Genomic DNA, 16,237 nt, shown 5'->3' with positions numbered 1-16,237 from the left:
GTTATGACACACCCTCTTTTTGGCTTTTATTTCTTTTTCTTCTTCTTCTTCTTTTTGATGCCGAAGAAATCGCGCCAGCCGTTGAAGTCTTTCTTCATGATGAGACCGAGACCCTGCGTGTTCAGACTGTTGCGCGTAAAATAGCGGTCGTTGGTCTGATTGTACATGCGTATGGCGAGGTTGCCGTTAGGGAAGATGAGGTAGCGGAGGTCGAAATCGCCGATGAAACTCTGCGTGGCATTCGGATTGTCGCGATAACCGAACTGGCCATTGAAGAGTAACCGGTTGTTGAGCAGCTTGCCACTCAGAATGCCCTCATATTCGGCATTGTTGAAACCTTCATCGCCCGTGGATATGTTGGCACCGAAATTCCAGTTGTTGCTCTTCACCACGTTGGAAAGTACGGTGTTCAGCTGCTGCGAGATGGTGCCGCTCAGCAGGCTCTGCATCGCCAGCGAAGTCTGACTCTGCTGTTCGCCATCCTCGCTCACCTGGTTGTTGTTGGTCTGGGCGTAGAACCGGCCGATGCCCAAGAGATAGAGCACCTGCTGGTTCATCTCTTCCTGCGAATTGATGATAGAGTAGATCATCTGCTTTGCATCGCTGTTAACCGTAGGCAGGTCCATAGAGAAATCTACCTTAGGCGATTGAGGCGTGCCGGTGATGTCCATCAGGCAGTCTACGCGGATGTTGTTGCCCGAGAACGAACGGCCTATGCGCAGGTCGCTCAGCGGCACTCCGTTTACGGTATATTTAGCCCGCAGGTTGAGTGGGGCATTGTATGGATTGCCACCGAAGGCGATGGTGCCGCCCGGCATGAACTCGAACTCCTTCTTGATGAGATTCTGGATGGTGAGCTTGTAGGTGCCGTGGTCTACCACATAGTTGCCAAACATGTCGAACGAGCCCTTGTTGAAGTAGTTGGCGCGAATTACGCCATCTCCGTTCAGGGTGATGTAATCGCCCGACTGCTCGTCCATGATCAGCTTGAGCGTGAGGTTCTGGTTGGTGTTTACGAGGAAGTTGATGCGCATATCCGATTCGAAATCGATGTCATCCTCTCTCTGTTTCGTGGTTGGAACCCCGTTCAGGCTGTCCATGATATCCGGCACAATCTCGTGCCAGTGGATAAAGCTCTTGTCGCTGATGGCGTCCGGACTTGCCACATTATATACAAAGATGCTGCCCGGTTCGGGTTCGGCGTTGATATCTATGACGGTTTCGCCGCTCTTGCCGTGAATGCCTACCTCGCCTGTGGCATAGATGGTGCCATAGAAGGTGTTGTCGCCAAACTCGCGGGTATCGAAGCCCAGGAAGTTGTGCGCCTTGATATCGAGGTCGTAGCTCAGCCTGGTGAGGTGCTTGTGGTGGATGCCTCCGCTCAGGATGGCTATGTTGCGGTTGCGGTCGAAGATGGTATCATTCTCTATGAGGATATCATCTGGGATAGCGTGTGCATGGAGCGCATCGAAGGTGTAATCGGTGTTGAGCTGCTTGAGGTGCACCTTGCCGTGAGCGGTAAGGTCGCCCACGAGATTGATGTTTTTCAAATCGCCCACCACATTGAGATGGCCATTGCCCCAGGCTTCTACCTGGTTCATGAAACTGCCGCAGAAATTCTCGAGGAATTTCATGCTGGTGCCCTGGGCATCGATACCCAGGTCGATATAGTTGCGCTTAGGCGAGACGTATCCGTTGATGAGCGTCTGATGCTCCGGACCATCATCGGCAACTGCATGAATATCAATCTGTTCGAGCTCCTTGTTGAAGTTGACACCAGCATGGAGCACACCGAGCGGTCCGTTTTCGAAGGTAAACTCCTTCACGTCTAGCTGGGCGTAGGCATCAGGGTCGTTGAAGAGGCTCTTGATGATAGCCTTGCCCGAAGCCTTGCCGGTGAAATCTACCGAATGGAAATTGACGAGGTTCAGCACGTATGCTACATCTACATCCTTCAAATCAGCTACGATAGAATCGGTCTTCTCGGGTGTAGCAAGACCGGAAACGATGACGTGCTGCTGGTCGTGGCTCACGGCGAAATGGTCTACCAGCAGGCGGTTCTTGCTGTAGATGATGTCGGCAGGATGAACCTCCCACGGCGTGCCGTCGATTCTGATTTCAGACGGGTGTATGGTTACGTGGGCGGTAGAAACCTGATTTTCGTTCTTGAAGAACTGCGCCCTCGTATCGATGATGCCCTGAATAGGGAGCTTAGCCGAATGGTTGTCGTAGAAGAGCTTGGCGAAGAGCTGGTTGTCGGCAGCGGCTGCCTTTACGTGGATGCCCGGTCCGTTATCTCCCCATTTGCCCTGCCTAATCTGTGCATCTACCTTGAGCGAATCGTTGATGGTATGCAGTCGCACTTTGACGCCATGATAGTCTTTTGCGCCATAGCTGAAGTCAGGCACGTTGGCATAGATGTTGACGGTTTTCTCGGCATCGTTCATGAATCCATCGGCAAAGACGGGCTGCTCTATCTTCAGCGGAATGCCCAGCATGCGCTGCAGAATCTCGGTAGAGGTGATTTCTGCCTGGAAGGTGAAATGGTTCTTCGCACTCCTGTCTACCTTGCCGATGCCCGGAAGGGTAGGCAGTTTGCTGGCTACCAGGTTGGTGAAGCTCTTGGTGAGGGTAGCGTAATCGTACTCTCCGTTAACATGGATGCTGGCGAACGGGGCTTCGAGGTCGAAATAGCTGTCCTTGCCCTGGTTCTTGGCGCTTACGGTGATGTCATTGAGACTGTAGGTCTTGTCAGAAACCTTCAGTCCCAGAATGGTTGGCAGCAGATGCTGTACATGGGCAGTAGCTGCATACTGCTTGCGGGGGATGGAGTAGGAGCCTTCTACCTGGATGTTGGCGTTAGGGTCGGCGATGGATGCGAGTCCTTCGAGCAATCCCCGGTTATAGCTGCCGTCTATCTGAATGTTGCGGTAGCTGTACTTGTTGAAATCGAAGCGCGGAATGCTGCCCTTGGCATAGAAATGCTGCTTGTTGCCGTGAGCCGAAAGCGATGCTGCCAGGATGCCGAACTGCCCGTTGTCGAGGATTCGGCCCAGGTTGATGCCCTGGGTGTTGATGCTAGCCTTGAGCTCGGAGCCAGCCTTTTCGGCCTTGATGGCTACTTCGCCCACGCCGGTCTTCAGCTGGCCGCGGGTGCCTACGTTCTTGCCAGCACCATATACCTCACCTATATAATATATGTCGCCCAGGCGCAGCACTTCTTTCGGAATGCTGATGCGTTTGCCCAGATTTCTGGAAACTTCTCCGATGCCATCGCCTGATATCTTGAGGGCTGAGATGTTTGCCTTCCAGCGCAGAAGGCGGTCCCAATCGCTCACACGGCCGTTAACCCTGAGCAGCAGACTGCCGCTCTGAGTCTTGAATTCGAGGTTATGGATGCGTGCAGATGTACTGGTGCCCGAAAACTGGAGATGAAGCTGCAGGGCATCCTTGAACTTGCGGAGTTCAGGCACGAAGCAGGCAATATCGGCAAGCGTGATGACGGATGGCTTGATGCCGCCCTGAAACTGGAGTGTAGGCTTTACGATATGCTTGTTCTCGATGCGGTAGGTAGCGCGCAGGTCATCAAACTGCAATTGCGAATGAGGGAGCTCGATACTGAAGTCTCTGAGCAGGGCTTGCTGCTGGTTGGCATCGAGTTTGAATCTCAGATTTCTGAGTTGAAGTCCTGATTTATCTTTCAGCGCTATCTTCTTGACAGCCAGATGGATATCCTTGTCGGTGAGATGGCCCAGAATAATGTGGGCAGAGAGGTTGGTGATGCCTAGATGCTGCGGCGAAAAGACGCCCGGCTTAGGCGCAATATCGCGCTGGTTGTAGGCAACGGCACCATGGCGGATAATCAGGCTTCCGATGTGCAGGTCGAGCGGAGTATGGCGGGTGGTATCTTTCGAAGCCAGCGAATCGAGCACGAACTGGATGTTCATCGGGCTCTTGGCATCCTGCTTGTAGATGTTGGCGTTGAGCCCGAAGAGCTGGGCAGATGAAACCGAAATCTTGCCATCCTTCAAAGGCAGGAAATCGAGCTTTGCCGATACGCGCGAAGCACAGATCATGCTGTCGCCCTTCTGGTCGAGCATCATCACGTCATCTATGATAATGCGGTTGAAGAAGCCCAGGTTCACCTTTCCGATACTTACCTGAGTGCCGAATTTCTGAGCCAGCGCACCGGCTACTTCAGAGCCGATGAAGGCCTGTACTGGTGGCACGTGCAACAGTACGACAAGCAAGAAATAGACAGCAGCCAGCGTCCATATAATGCTATTGATGATATGTTTTAAATGTTTCAGAGTTGCTTTCTCTAGTTTACAAAAATGTTACTAATTTGAATTTTGCGACAAAATTACTGAAAAATCGGCATAAAATCGAATAATTCACACAATTTTTCTTTTTTATATCACTTTTTTTCACTATTTTTGCAGCACGTTTAGAAGTTTCAGCATAGAAGTAGATAAAATATATGTTTTATGGCAGATGGCCAGTATAGCGTCTTGATGAGGGCGCTGACGCATATATCTTGAAGTGATTAGTAAGTTTATATATAATATTTTTTAATGTAGTTATGGCAAATGTAATTAAGTTACGTAAAGGCTTGGACATTAACCTTACGGGTAAGGCTTCCAAGGATGTAACGCTCCAGGTGGCTCAGGCTGGCGAGTATGCGCTGGTTCCTGCGGCTTTCGTGGGTGTGACTCCTAAGGTAGTGGTACGCGAGGGCGATCATGTCAATGCCGGAGATGCCTTGTTTGTGAACAAGGCTTGCCCGGAGGTGAAGTTTGCCTCGCCAGTGAGCGGAGAAGTAACCGCCATTGAGAGAGGTGAGCGCCGAAAGGTGCTCTGCGTGAAGGTGAAGGCCGACGCAGTACAGACCTCTACGGATTTTGGTAAGAAAAACGTTGATGCGTTAGACGGTGAGGCTGTCAAGCAGGCGCTGCTTGAGGCTGGTCTCTTCGGATACATCAACCAGTTGCCTTATGCTGTGTCCACAACTCCCGACACCAAGCCTAAGGCAATTTTCGTTTCTGCCCTCCGCGACATGCCGCTCGCAGCCGACTTTGAGGTAGAACTCGAAGGCAACGAAGAGGCTTTCCAGACGGGTTTGACAGCCTTGAGCAAGATTGCGAAAACTTATCTTGGTGTTGGCGTTGACCAGCACAGCAATGCGCTCGGCGAGGCTAAGAACGTAGAACTCAATGTATTCGACGGTCCTTGTCCGGCAGGTAATGTAGGCGTACAGGTGAACAACATCGACCCTGTAAACAAGGGCGAGGTAGTTTGGACAGTAGATCCAGCATCGGTTATCTTCTTCGGAAGACTCTTCCTGACAGGTAAGGTTGATTTGCACAAGACTGTAGCTGTAGCTGGTAGTGAAATCAAGACTCCTGGCTATGCTGAAGTTTTGGTAGGTACACCTTTAAGCAGTTTTGTAGCCAATCAGCTGAAAGCTACTGACCATGTGCGACTTATCAATGGCAATCCTCTTACCGGTGTAAAGACGACTACAGCCGATTTCGTAGGTGGTCATACATCAGAGATTACAGCCATCCCAGAGGGTGATGACAACGACGAGATGCTGGGTTGGATTCTTCCACGTACCGATCAGTTCTCTACATCGCGTTCATATCTTTCCTGGCTCTTCGGCAAGAAGAAGGAGTATAATCTCGATGCCCGCGTGAAGGGTGGCGAGCGCCACATGATCATGAGCGGCGAGTATGACAAGGTGCTCCCGATGGACATCTATGGTGAGTATCTCATCAAGGCAATCATCACCGGCGATATCGACAAGCAGGAGCAGCTCGGTATCTACGAGGTAAGTCCTGAAGATTTTGCTGTGGCTGAGTTCGTGGATTCATCTAAGCTCGAATTGCAGAAGATTGTACGCGAGGGCTTGAATACCCTGCGCAAGGAGAACGCTTAGTTTTAGTACTATTAATTATTTAAATAATGAGTGCATTAAGAAATTATCTCAATAAGATAAAGCCTAACTTCCAAGAGGGAGGTAAGCTGCATGCCTTCGAGAGCGTGTTTGACGGTTTTGAGAGCTTCCTGTACGTGCCAAATACGACAGCGAAGAGCGGAGCCAGCATCCACGATTCCATCGACTCGAAGCGCATCATGAGCTTTGTGGTAATCGCCCTGATTCCTGCATTGCTCTTCGGTATGTATAATGTGGGATACCAGAATTTCAAGGCTGCAGGTACACTGGACGCTGCCAGCTTCATCGAGGTCTTCGGCTTCGGATTCCTGGCTGTCCTCCCTAAGTTGCTGGTTAGCTACATCGTGGGTCTCGGCATCGAGTTTGCCTGGGCTCAGTGGAAGCACGAGGAAATCCAGGAGGGTTACCTCGTCAGCGGTATCATCATCCCGTTGATCATTCCTGTCTCTACACCGCTGTGGATGCTCGCTCTGGCGTGCGCCTTCGCAGTCATCTTCTGCAAGGAAATCTTCGGTGGTACCGGTATGAACATCTTCAATGTGGCTGTGGGTGCCCGTATGTTCCTCTTCTTCTCATATCCATTGGCTATGAGTGGTGATAAGGTTTGGGTGGCTAAGGATGCTATCTTCGGTCTGGGTAACACCCTGCCTGATGGCTTCACTGCTGCTACTCCTCTCGGTCAGCTGGCTCAGGGCAGCATACCTTCAGCTAGTCTCTGCGATTCTGTCATCGGTTTCATTCCTGGCTGTATCGGTGAGACATCAGTCATCGCCATCGCCATCGGTGCCATCATCCTTCTCTGGACAGGCATCGCATCCTGGAAGACCATGGGCTCAGTATTCGCAGGCGGCATCGTGATGGCGCTTATCTTCCAGGCTCTCGGCATGACACCTATCGCCTGGTATGAGCACATCGTTCTCGGTGGTTTCTGCTTCGGAGCCGTATTCATGGCCACCGACCCTGTAACCTCTGCCCGTACAGAGAAGGGTAAGTACTTCTACGGATTCTTCATCGGTGCCATCGCCGTCATCGTACGTGTGATGAACCCAGGTTATCCAGAGGGTATGATGCTCGCTATCTTCTTCGGCAACATGTTTGCTCCACTCATCGACTACTGTGTAGTTCAGGGCAACATCTCTCGCCGTGCTAAACGTGCTATTAAATAATGTAGGAGGAATGTAGATATGAAGACAAATTCAAATAGCTATACTATTATCTATTCGGTTATCATCGTGGTAATCGTGGCATTCCTGCTCGCGTTCGTGTCTTCTTCGCTGAAGACAAAACAGGATGCCAACGTGGCTCTTGATACTCAGAAGCAGATTCTGAACTCTCTGAACCTGCGCGACCTTGACAACGCTACTGCGGCTGCCAAATATAAAGAGGTGGTGAAGGACGAGAAGGAGAAGGACGGCATGAAGTATTACGAGTGCGAGATTGATGGTCAGAAGAAGACCGTTTACTCTGTAAAGGGTATGGGTCTCTGGGGCGGCATTTCAGGCTTCATCGCCGTGGATGCCGACAACAACACCATCTATGGCGTATATTTCAACCACGAAGGCGAGACAGCCGGACTCGGTGCTGAAATCAAGGACAACTTGAAGTGGCAGCAGAAGTTCCAGGGCAAGAAGATTCACAAGGATGGAGTAGAGGGCATCGCTCTGGGCGTAGAGAAAGACGCTCCTGCCAGCGACCCTAACAATGTAGATGCCGTTACCGGTGCTACATTGACATCCAACGGTGTGGATGCCATGCTCAAGGAAGGTCTTGCTAAATTCATTAAATAATTAAGTGAAATTATGGCATTATTTAGTAAACAAAATAAGGAGGCATTCATCAAGCCACTGAACGGCGACAACCCTATCCTCGTCCAGGTGCTTGGTATCTGTAGTGCCCTGGCTGTTACTTCACAGTTGAAGCCAGCCATTGTGATGGGACTTGCCGTTACTATCATCACGGCATTCTCTAACGTGATTATTTCCATCATCCGCAACACCATCCCTCAGCGCATCCGTATCATCGTTCAGCTGGTGGTAGTTGCTGCCCTGGTTACCATCGTGAGCCAGGTGCTGAAGGCTTTCGCCTACGACGTGAGCGTGCAGCTCTCTGTGTATGTGGGTCTGATCATCACCAACTGTATCCTGATGGGTCGCTTGGAGGCGTTCGCCATGATGAACAAGCCTTGGCCTTCATTCCTCGATGGTGTAGGTAATGGTTTGGGTTACGCCCTCATCCTCGTGATTATGGGTGCTGTTCGTGAGTTCCTGGGCCGCGGCTCTTTGCTCGGTTTCCAGCTGATACCGGAGGGAGCTTACAACTTTGGATATGTTAACAACGGTATGATGACCATGCCAGCCATGGCATTGATTCTCGTTGGATGTGTAATCTGGGTACATCGTGCCTATATTTATAAGGAGGAGAAGTAAGATGGAGCACGCAATAAGTTTGTTTTTCCGTTCGATTTTCGTCGATAACATGATCTTCGCCTACTTCCTGGGTATGTGTTCATACTTGGCAGTATCCAAGAACGTGAAGACCTCTTTGGGCCTGGGCTTGGCAGTAACCTTCGTGTTGCTCATCACCGTGCCTGTAGATTACCTGTTGCAGACCAAGGTGCTCAGCGCCGATGGAATCCTGGGTGTTGACCTCACATACCTGAGCTTCATCCTCTTCATCGCCGTCATCGCCGGTATCGTACAGCTGGTAGAGATGATTGTAGAGAAGTTCTCACCATCGCTCTATGCAGCGCTGGGTATCTTCCTGCCATTGATTGCCGTAAACTGTGCCATCATGGGTGCATCGCTCTTCATGCAGCAGCGCATCCTGATGGAGCCTACCAATACTCAGGCTATCACCTCAGTATGGGATAGCATCGTTTATGCCGTAGGTTCCGGTCTGGGTTGGACTCTCGCCATCGTGCTGATGGGAGCCATCCGCGAGAAGATGCAGTATTGCGACGTGCCAAAGCCATTGCAGGGACTCGGCATCACATTTATCACAGTAGGCCTCATGGCAATGGCTATGCTTTGCTTCTCAGGCTTGAAAATCTAAAATAGGAGGACTATAGATATGGGTAATACATCATTTATATTGGCTAGTATCGGAGTTTTCCTCGTGGTGATTCTCCTGCTGGTTATCATCCTGCTCGTGGCTAAGAAGTATCTGAGCCCTAGCGGAAATGTAAATATCGAAATCAATGGCGACAAGACCATCAACGTGCCTCAGGGCAGCAGTTTGATGACTACGCTGAATGAGAACGGCATCTTCCTGCCTTCTGCCTGCGGCGGTAAGGCAAGCTGCGGCCAGTGTAAGGTTCAGGTGCTCGAGGGCGGCGGCGAGATTCTCGATTCCGAGAAACCTCACTTCACCCGCAAGCAGATTAAGGACCACTGGCGTCTGGGATGCCAGTGCAAGGTGAAGGGCGACCTGAAGATCAAGGTGCCTGAGAGCGTGATGGGCGTGAAAGAGTGGGAGTGCGAGGTTATCTCCAACAAGAACGTTTCATCATTTATCAAGGAGTTCAAGGTGGCTCTGCCTCCTGGCGAGCACATGGACTTCGTTCCGGGTTCTTACGCTCAGATCAAGATTCCTGCATACGACTGCATCGATTATGACAAGGACTTCGACAAGGATCTCATTGGCGAGGAGTACATCGGAGCATGGAAGAAGTTCAACATTCTTTCCTTGAAGGCTCACAACCCAGAGCCTACCGTTCGTGCTTACTCTATGGCGAACTATCCTGACGAGGGTGACATCATCACCCTGACCGTACGTATCGCCACAACTCCATTCTTGCCACGTCCACAGGTAGGATTCCAGAACGTACCAACAGGTATCGCTTCTTCTTACATCTTCTCTCTGAAGCCAGGCGACAAGGTAATGATGAGTGGTCCTTACGGTGACTTCCATCCTAACTTCACTTCTGGCAAGGAGATGATCTGGATTGGTGGTGGTGCCGGTATGGCTCCATTGCGTGCGCAGATTATGCACATGACCAAGACTTTGCACACTACCGACCGTGAGCTTCACTTCTTCTACGGAGCGCGTGCGTTGGGTGAGGCATTCTTCCTGGAAGACTTCTGGGAGCTTGAGAAGGAATTCCCTAACTTCCACTTCCATCTTTCATTGGACCGCAAGGACCCAGTGGCAGATGCTCAGGGCGTGAAGTACTACGAGGGTTTTGCTGTTAACTGCATCCGTGATACCTACTTGAAGGATCACGAGGCACCAGAGGATTGCGAGTACTATCTCTGCGGACCTCCAATGCTGATCAAGACCGTAACAGATTATCTGGATTCTCTCGGAGTAGATCCTGAGAGCATCATGTACGATAACTTCGGATAAAACGATAATTCAATTAAAAGAGCAATGCTTGTTCTCAAAAAATGAGAGGCAAGTGTTGCTCTTTTTTTATTTTTCTGAATATATACAATATAATAGAGATAATTACGTTTTTATCTTGAAAGTATAGATTTAATTATGAATAAGATAAAGGTAGGTGTATGTTTTGCCCTTTGCAGTCTGGCAGCCCCATCTATGGCACAGTATATGTGGCAAGAGGAGGATGGCACGGAGAAGATAGATCTTCGGGAAGATATACAATATGGTGTTGAGATGCAAGGGTCGTTTTCGAAAGGTAAAACCCCATTGTGGCTTAACGCAAACAAACATGGATTAAGTTCTTTAGAGAAGAATAACGGCTATCTCAGAGGTAGTCTGGTTCGTCCGCTTTCTGCAGATTCTGCCCGCCGCTGGGCTGTAGGATATGGAGTAGATGTGGCAGTACCGGTAAACTATACCAGCCATGTAGTGGTGCAGCAGGCTTATGTGGAGGCCCGCTGGCTTTATGGTGTGCTGACTGCAGGTGCCAAGGAATATCCGATGGAGCTGAAAAACCAGTCGCTCTCCAGTGGTAGCCAGTGTCTGGGTATCAATGCCCGTCCGATACCTCAGGTTCGTCTGGCGCTTCCTGAATATTGGACGCTTCCGTTTGGTAGAGGCTGGCTGCAACTGAAAGGTCATCTGGCTTATGGTATGACTACGGATGATGGCTGGCAGCATGATTTTACGAAACGGCAGACTAAATATTGTGACCACATGCTCTATCACAGCAAAGCAGGTTTTCTGCGTATCGGAAACGAGAATGCTTTCTGTCCGCTCAGCATAGAAATGGGCTTGGAAATGGTTGCTCAGTTTGGTGGCAATGCATATCGTCCAATAGGTGACAGTATGGAACAGATTCCTACCGAGAAAAATCTGAAAGGCTTCTGGCATGCGCTGTCGGCAACGGGCTCTGATGCAGGAGAAGGGGCTTATGCCAATGTTGCCGGCAACCAGTTGGGCAGTTGGCTGATGCGTATCAATTATGACACTGACAGTTGGAAAGCTGCCATCTATGCCGATCATTATTTCGAAGACCACAGCCAGATGTTTCTCCTCGACTATAATGGATATGGTGAGGGCGCAGACTGGAATAAGAAAGTAAAACGCCGTTTCTTCATGTATTCGTTGAAGGATATCATGCTGGGCTTCGAACTGAATCTGAAGTATTCACGCTGGCTGAAAAATGTGGTGCTGGAGTATCTCTATACCAAATATCAGAGTGGTCCGTACAATCATGACCGTACATCGGGTATCGCAGACCATATAGCGGGTACTGATGATTATTATAACCACAGCATCTATCCAGGATGGCAGCATTGGGGCCAGGTGATAGGAAATCCACTCTACCGTTCGCCTATTTATAATAACGACGGATATATTGATATCAGAAACAACCGCTTCATAGCTTATCATCTGGGTTTTGATGGTCAGCCTACACAGCGGTTGGGCTATCGTATATTAGGCACCTATCAGAAAGGTTGGGGTACATATAGCAACCCGTTTACAAAAAAGCATCATAATGTAAGCTTTCTGGTAGAGGCCCATTACGATTTCCCGCATCAGTGGCAGATAAAGGCAGGCTATGCGATGGATTTCGGTAGCGAAAAGATGCTGGGACATAATGCCGGTATGCAGATAACCATCAGCAAAAGAGGCTTGCTGACGAAAAGAAAATAATAATCGATAAGATAGAAAATATGAAAAAGATAATAGGGGTGCTTTCCCTTGCTGTTATGATGCTCACTCTAAGCTCATGTGAGGTAGAAACAAGCCAGAATGGTGATTTGGATGGTTTCTGGCATCTGGAGCAGGTAGATACTTTAGCTACAGGGGGTACTTGTAACTTTGCAGATAAGCGCGTGTTCTGGGGCTGCCAGTATAAGTTGATTCAGGTTGCTGATTATGATTACTTTGGTGATGGTAGAGGATTTTATCTGCGTTTTGAGCAAACCTCCGACAGTTTGCTGATTACATCTGTTTATCGTAATAAATGGCATGAAGATTATGGAGGCGATGTACTTTTAACAGAAATGAATGATTCTTTGCGTAGCTGTGGCATCAATCATCTGAATGAGCATTTTGCCAAGGAGGTAATGACCGGAGGTAAGATGCAACTGAAGAGTAAAACCCTGAGATTGCGGTTCAGAAAATTCTGAAAAAAAGCCCTCGATGCATGTAGCACCGGGGGCTTTTTGGGTATGCTCGGTTTCTTACTTCTTCCTTTCTGATTCCTTGATGAAACCATGTCGGTAAGCATAGAGAAGTTCCTTCAGGTCTTCTATCTGCTTACGGAGTTCGCAACCTATATCTGTGTCGGCTACCAGCATTCGGCGGTTCGACATTTCTACAATCTGTGTGGTACTCTTGATGTCGGTACCTTGCTTGATGGCATCTTCCATACTCGTAAATGGCTCGTGCTGGACCAGCTGAAATCCGCGGGAGTGATATACTAAGGTGTAGCCGGCAATGCCAGTCTCGTTGTGGTAGGCTTTAGAGAAACCTCCATCGATAACCATCAGCTTGCCGTTTGCCTTGATAGGGTTCTCGCCCTTGGTTGTGCGAACGGGCACGTGCCCATTGATGATATGGCGGTTAGGACCGGTTACCCCAAACTCATCCATAATATGGTCGATAACCTGTTCGTTATCGCGCAACAGGAAGTAGTATCCCTTCTCTTCTTTATGAGTCTCCTTATCGGTAATGAAATAGCGCTCGAAGGTGGCCATCTTACTCTTGTCGAAGAGCGGACTGTCAGGACCGCACCATAGGTAGATGAAATAATCGATGGCATATTCCTTTTCATTCGGATCAGAATCTGATTGGAAAGCTGTGCGTATCTGCATGCCCGTATGATGCATCAGGGCTCTGCCGCTGAATTTCTTGCCAGGATATATTTCTACCTCTTTTAATGAACCATCTTCGTTGAGCGGACAGGAAGCATGGAAAAGCAGGTTGTTGTTGAAGATAGCGTACATGCAACCATGCTGCAGCATAACGTTGATATGCTTGTGCAGCTTCTCGCAGACCATAAACGAATGATGCAGTTTCTGAATCAGAATTTCCTCTTCTTCAGATAGTTTGTCTGGATTGTCCGGATCGATGGTAGGGAAGTGGCATGAGGTCATGTCATACTCTTTTCCGTCAATCTCTACCTTGCCTTTCCTGTAATCGATATGGTCAAAAAGACAACGGTCTTTCATCTTCCATTCCGGATGCTTCTTGAAAAGCTGGCTCTCTAATTTAAACTGGATGACAGCTATAGCCTTGTGCATCTGAGAGGTGAGCCGCTGGGTCTTTTCATCCATTGCTGCTGCACCTCCGCTGAGCTTAGGCAGAAATTCTTTGCAATCATCCTCCTTGTAGGTTTCCATCGCAAAAGTAGCGAGTGGTACGAGGTTGATGCCATAGCCTTCTTCCAATGTCGAGAGGTTGGCGTATCGCAGGGAGAGACGGATCACATTACAGATGCAGGCATCATTGCCGGCAGCTGCTCCCATCCATAGTACATCGTGATTACCCCACTGGATGTCCCAACTGTGGTAGCGGCGCATCTTGTCCAAGATGATGTGGGCTCCTGGACCTCTATCGTAGATATCGCCCAGAATATGGAGCTGATCGATAGCCAGGCGCTGGATGACGTTGGCTATAGCGATGATGAAATCATCGGCTCTGCCTGTGCTGATAATCGTATCAACAATAACATTGACATAGGCTGTCTTGTCATGATCTTCGGTGTGCTCGTGCAAAAGCTCCTGGATAATATACGAGAAATCGCATGGCAGCGATTTGCGCACCTTGCTTCGGGTATATTTGCTGGAAACATCACGGCATACAGCCACCAACTGGTGCAGGGTGATGTGATACCAGTCGTTGATGTCGGGTTCGTTCTGCTTGACGAGTTCCAGTTTCTGCTCAGGATAGTAAATAAGAGAGCAGAGTTCTCGCTTCTCCTGTTCGCGAAGGGTATTGCCAAAGAGTTCGTTCACCTTACGCTTGATATTTCCTGATGCATTTTTCAGTACATGCAGGAAGGCCTCATACTCACCATGGATGTCGGCAAGAAAATGCTCGGTACCCTTTGGCAGGTTGAGGATGGCTTGCAGGTTGATAATCTCGGTGCTCGCCTCTGCTATAGTAGGGAACGACTGAGAGAGCAACTGCAAATATCTCATGTCTTGTTCTATATTATAATGTTTCATGTTTTTTTCCATTTTCTTAGAGCCTTTTTACTATTTATCTTTTGCAAAGATAGTATAAATAATAGATAAAACAAAGGAAAAAAGTATTTTTTTGAAAAATCTTTCTGCTTTTTCAGATTTTTGCAGTACTTTTGCAGAAGAAATATAATAATTCTTCAAACTAACTATATTTGATTATGAAACAAACTATTCTTGTTACAGGTGGTACAGGCTTCATAGGTAGCCATACTACAGTAGAGTTGCAGCAGGCAGGCTACAATGTTGTTATCGTAGATGATCTCTCAAACTCAAAGATTGAAGTACTCGATGGTATCGAAAAGATTACTGGTATCCGCCCTGCTTTTGAACAGGTTGACTTGCGCGACAAGGCTGCTACCGAGGCAGTATTCCAGAAATATCCAGATATTAAGGGTATCATTCACTTTGCTGCAAGCAAGGCAGTAGGCGAGAGCGTACAGAAACCATTGTTGTATTATCGCAACAATATCGTATCGCTCATCAATCTCCTGGAACTTATGCCAAAGTATCAGGTAAAGGGTATCATCTTCTCTTCTTCTTGTACCGTTTATGGTCAGCCGAAGCCTGAGAATTTGCCTGTAACAGAAGAGGCTCCTCATCAGAAGGCTACTTCACCTTATGGCAATACTAAGGAGATTAATGAGCAGATCATAGCAGATTATATCCATAGTGGTGCAGCCATCAAGAGCATTGTATTGAGATATTTCAATCCTATAGGTGCACATCCTTCTGCTGAGATTGGTGAGTTGCCAAATGGTGTGCCAAACAATCTGATTCCATACGTTACTCAGACAGCTATGGGTATCCGCAAGGAACTCACTATCTTTGGTAATGATTATGATACTCCTGATGGAACCTGTATCCGCGACTATATTTATGTTGTAGACTTGGCTAAGGCACATGTAGCTGCTATGGCACGTGTTCTTGATAAGGAGACTGAGCCTATCGAATATTTCAATATCGGTACAGGTAATGGAAACTCAACTCTCGAAATTGTTGAGACTTTTGAAAAAGCTACAGGTGTGAAACTGAATTGGAAGTATGGTCCACGAAGAGAGGGCGATATTGAGAAAATTTGGGGTGATTGCACCAAGGCGAACAAGGTACTCGGCTGGAAGGCTGAGGCTAAGCTTGAAGATGTGTTGGCTTCTGCTTGGAAATGGCAGCAGAAACTTCGCGCTGATGGCATCATGTAAAGTGTTGGTTGTTTTAGAAAATAATGTGAATTGGCTTCTTTTTTCCTCTGAAAGGTTAAAAAAGCTAATTTTTGGGAAACTTATCGTCGGGAAGACGGTAAGTTTCCTTTTTTTTATATATCTTTGCAGAAAGAACTATTGGTTTAACGAAACTTGAAAATATATGAAACGGACTTTACTTTCAATATTGACAATTGCAATGTTAGCACTTTCTGTTCCTTCGGATGCTATGGCCAACGAGGGAAACATAGAATGGGCAGACCTTGATGTGGCAGATATCAACTTGAACTATGCTGGGGGCGTGATGCATATCACAGGCGCTAGCGGGCAAGTGGTGAGAATATATAATGTGGCAGGTGTTACTATCAAGACCTTCCGCATAGAAGGTAATGACAAGCGCGTAAACTTGCCATTGGCTGATGGTATCTATATTGTAAAGGTGGGGAATACCTTTACGCGCAAAATTTGCGTAAAGCATTAATAGT

Annotated in this window: 12 protein-coding genes; 10 read left to right on the top strand and 2 right to left on the bottom strand. The window is 48.4% G+C overall.

Annotated features, from left to right (window positions below):
- Nucleotides 1-26: 26 nt before the first annotated feature.
- Nucleotides 27-4,229, bottom strand: coding sequence for a translocation/assembly module TamB domain-containing protein (locus tag ONT19_RS05600; protein WP_264952984.1), 4,203 nt, complete (start codon nucleotides 4,227-4,229; stop codon nucleotides 27-29).
- A 353-nt stretch (nucleotides 4,230-4,582) separates the two neighbouring features.
- On the opposite strand from ONT19_RS05600, the gene ONT19_RS05595 reads away from it, so the two are divergent.
- The 8 genes from ONT19_RS05595 to ONT19_RS05560 all read left to right on the top strand — a co-directional run bounded on the left by ONT19_RS05595 (nucleotide 4,583) and on the right by ONT19_RS05560 (nucleotide 12,495).
- Entirely contained in the window at nucleotides 4,583-5,938 is a 1,356-nt protein-coding gene (locus ONT19_RS05595) for a Na(+)-translocating NADH-quinone reductase subunit A (protein WP_118064478.1), read from the top strand.
- A gap of 26 nt (nucleotides 5,939-5,964) precedes the next feature.
- Entirely contained in the window at nucleotides 5,965-7,122 is a 1,158-nt protein-coding gene (locus tag ONT19_RS05590; protein ID WP_264952985.1) for an NADH:ubiquinone reductase (Na(+)-transporting) subunit B, read from the top strand.
- An 18-nt stretch (nucleotides 7,123-7,140) separates the two neighbouring features.
- Nucleotides 7,141-7,743, top strand: a complete 603-nt coding sequence (locus tag ONT19_RS05585; protein ID WP_118190714.1) for an FMN-binding protein — start codon at nucleotides 7,141-7,143, stop codon at nucleotides 7,741-7,743.
- A 12-nt stretch (nucleotides 7,744-7,755) separates the two neighbouring features.
- A complete protein-coding gene (locus ONT19_RS05580; protein WP_118139423.1) occupies nucleotides 7,756-8,382 on the top strand; it encodes an NADH:ubiquinone reductase (Na(+)-transporting) subunit D in 627 nt (208 codons plus the stop codon).
- 1 nt (nucleotide 8,383) lies between these two features.
- Nucleotides 8,384-9,007, top strand: a complete 624-nt coding sequence (nqrE, locus tag ONT19_RS05575) for an NADH:ubiquinone reductase (Na(+)-transporting) subunit E (protein ID WP_006848996.1) — start codon at nucleotides 8,384-8,386, stop codon at nucleotides 9,005-9,007.
- Nucleotides 9,008-9,025: 18 nt separating this feature from the next.
- Nucleotides 9,026-10,300 carry an NADH:ubiquinone reductase (Na(+)-transporting) subunit F gene (nqrF, locus tag ONT19_RS05570; protein ID WP_022121847.1) on the top strand — a complete coding sequence of 425 codons (1,275 nt, stop codon included), beginning with the start codon at nucleotides 9,026-9,028 and terminating at the stop codon, nucleotides 10,298-10,300.
- Between the two features lie 135 nt (nucleotides 10,301-10,435).
- The gene (locus ONT19_RS05565) at nucleotides 10,436-12,016 is read left to right on the top strand and encodes a capsule assembly Wzi family protein (protein WP_254970383.1); all 1,581 of its coding nucleotides are present in this window, start codon (nucleotides 10,436-10,438) and stop codon (nucleotides 12,014-12,016) included.
- A 20-nt stretch (nucleotides 12,017-12,036) separates the two neighbouring features.
- Nucleotides 12,037-12,495 (top strand): lipocalin-like domain-containing protein, encoded by a 459-nt coding sequence (locus ONT19_RS05560; RefSeq protein WP_117727982.1) that lies wholly within the window; start codon nucleotides 12,037-12,039, stop codon nucleotides 12,493-12,495.
- A 54-nt stretch (nucleotides 12,496-12,549) separates the two neighbouring features.
- On the opposite strand, the gene ONT19_RS05555 is transcribed toward ONT19_RS05560, so the two are convergent.
- Nucleotides 12,550-14,538 (bottom strand): fructose-1,6-bisphosphatase, encoded by a 1,989-nt coding sequence (locus ONT19_RS05555; RefSeq protein ID WP_117727995.1) that lies wholly within the window; start codon nucleotides 14,536-14,538, stop codon nucleotides 12,550-12,552.
- Between the two features lie 176 nt (nucleotides 14,539-14,714).
- Here ONT19_RS05555 and galE point away from each other — a divergent pair, with 176 nt between their 5' ends.
- Nucleotides 14,715-15,752, top strand: coding sequence for a UDP-glucose 4-epimerase GalE (gene galE, locus ONT19_RS05550; protein ID WP_006849003.1), 1,038 nt, complete (start codon nucleotides 14,715-14,717; stop codon nucleotides 15,750-15,752).
- 199 nt (nucleotides 15,753-15,951) lie between these two features.
- Nucleotides 15,952-16,233: a T9SS type A sorting domain-containing protein gene (locus tag ONT19_RS05545; RefSeq protein WP_022121842.1), complete on the top strand. Its 282-nt coding sequence runs from the start codon at nucleotides 15,952-15,954 to the stop codon at nucleotides 16,231-16,233.
- Nucleotides 16,234-16,237: the final 4 nt, after the last annotated feature.

The organism is Segatella copri (assembly GCF_026015625.1).
Lineage (GTDB): Bacteria > Bacteroidota > Bacteroidia > Bacteroidales > Bacteroidaceae > Prevotella > Prevotella copri_H.
This window is presented reverse-complemented; position numbering and strand designations above follow the sequence as displayed.

Coding starts and splice junctions, on each gene's coding strand:
- ONT19_RS05580 (WP_118139423.1), top strand. CDS start 7,756: ATGGCATTATTTAGTAAACAAAATAAGGAGGCATTCATCAAGCCACTG.
- ONT19_RS05585 (WP_118190714.1), top strand. CDS start 7,141: ATGAAGACAAATTCAAATAGCTATACTATTATCTATTCGGTTATCATC.
- nqrE (WP_006848996.1), top strand. CDS start 8,384: ATGGAGCACGCAATAAGTTTGTTTTTCCGTTCGATTTTCGTCGATAAC.
- ONT19_RS05545 (WP_022121842.1), top strand. CDS start 15,952: ATGTTAGCACTTTCTGTTCCTTCGGATGCTATGGCCAACGAGGGAAAC.
- nqrF (WP_022121847.1), top strand. CDS start 9,026: ATGGGTAATACATCATTTATATTGGCTAGTATCGGAGTTTTCCTCGTG.
- ONT19_RS05595 (WP_118064478.1), top strand. CDS start 4,583: ATGGCAAATGTAATTAAGTTACGTAAAGGCTTGGACATTAACCTTACG.
- ONT19_RS05560 (WP_117727982.1), top strand. CDS start 12,037: ATGAAAAAGATAATAGGGGTGCTTTCCCTTGCTGTTATGATGCTCACT.
- galE (WP_006849003.1), top strand. CDS start 14,715: ATGAAACAAACTATTCTTGTTACAGGTGGTACAGGCTTCATAGGTAGC.
- ONT19_RS05590 (WP_264952985.1), top strand. CDS start 5,965: ATGAGTGCATTAAGAAATTATCTCAATAAGATAAAGCCTAACTTCCAA.
- ONT19_RS05565 (WP_254970383.1), top strand. CDS start 10,436: ATGAATAAGATAAAGGTAGGTGTATGTTTTGCCCTTTGCAGTCTGGCA.
- ONT19_RS05555 (WP_117727995.1), bottom strand. CDS start 14,538: ATGAAACATTATAATATAGAACAAGACATGAGATATTTGCAGTTGCTC.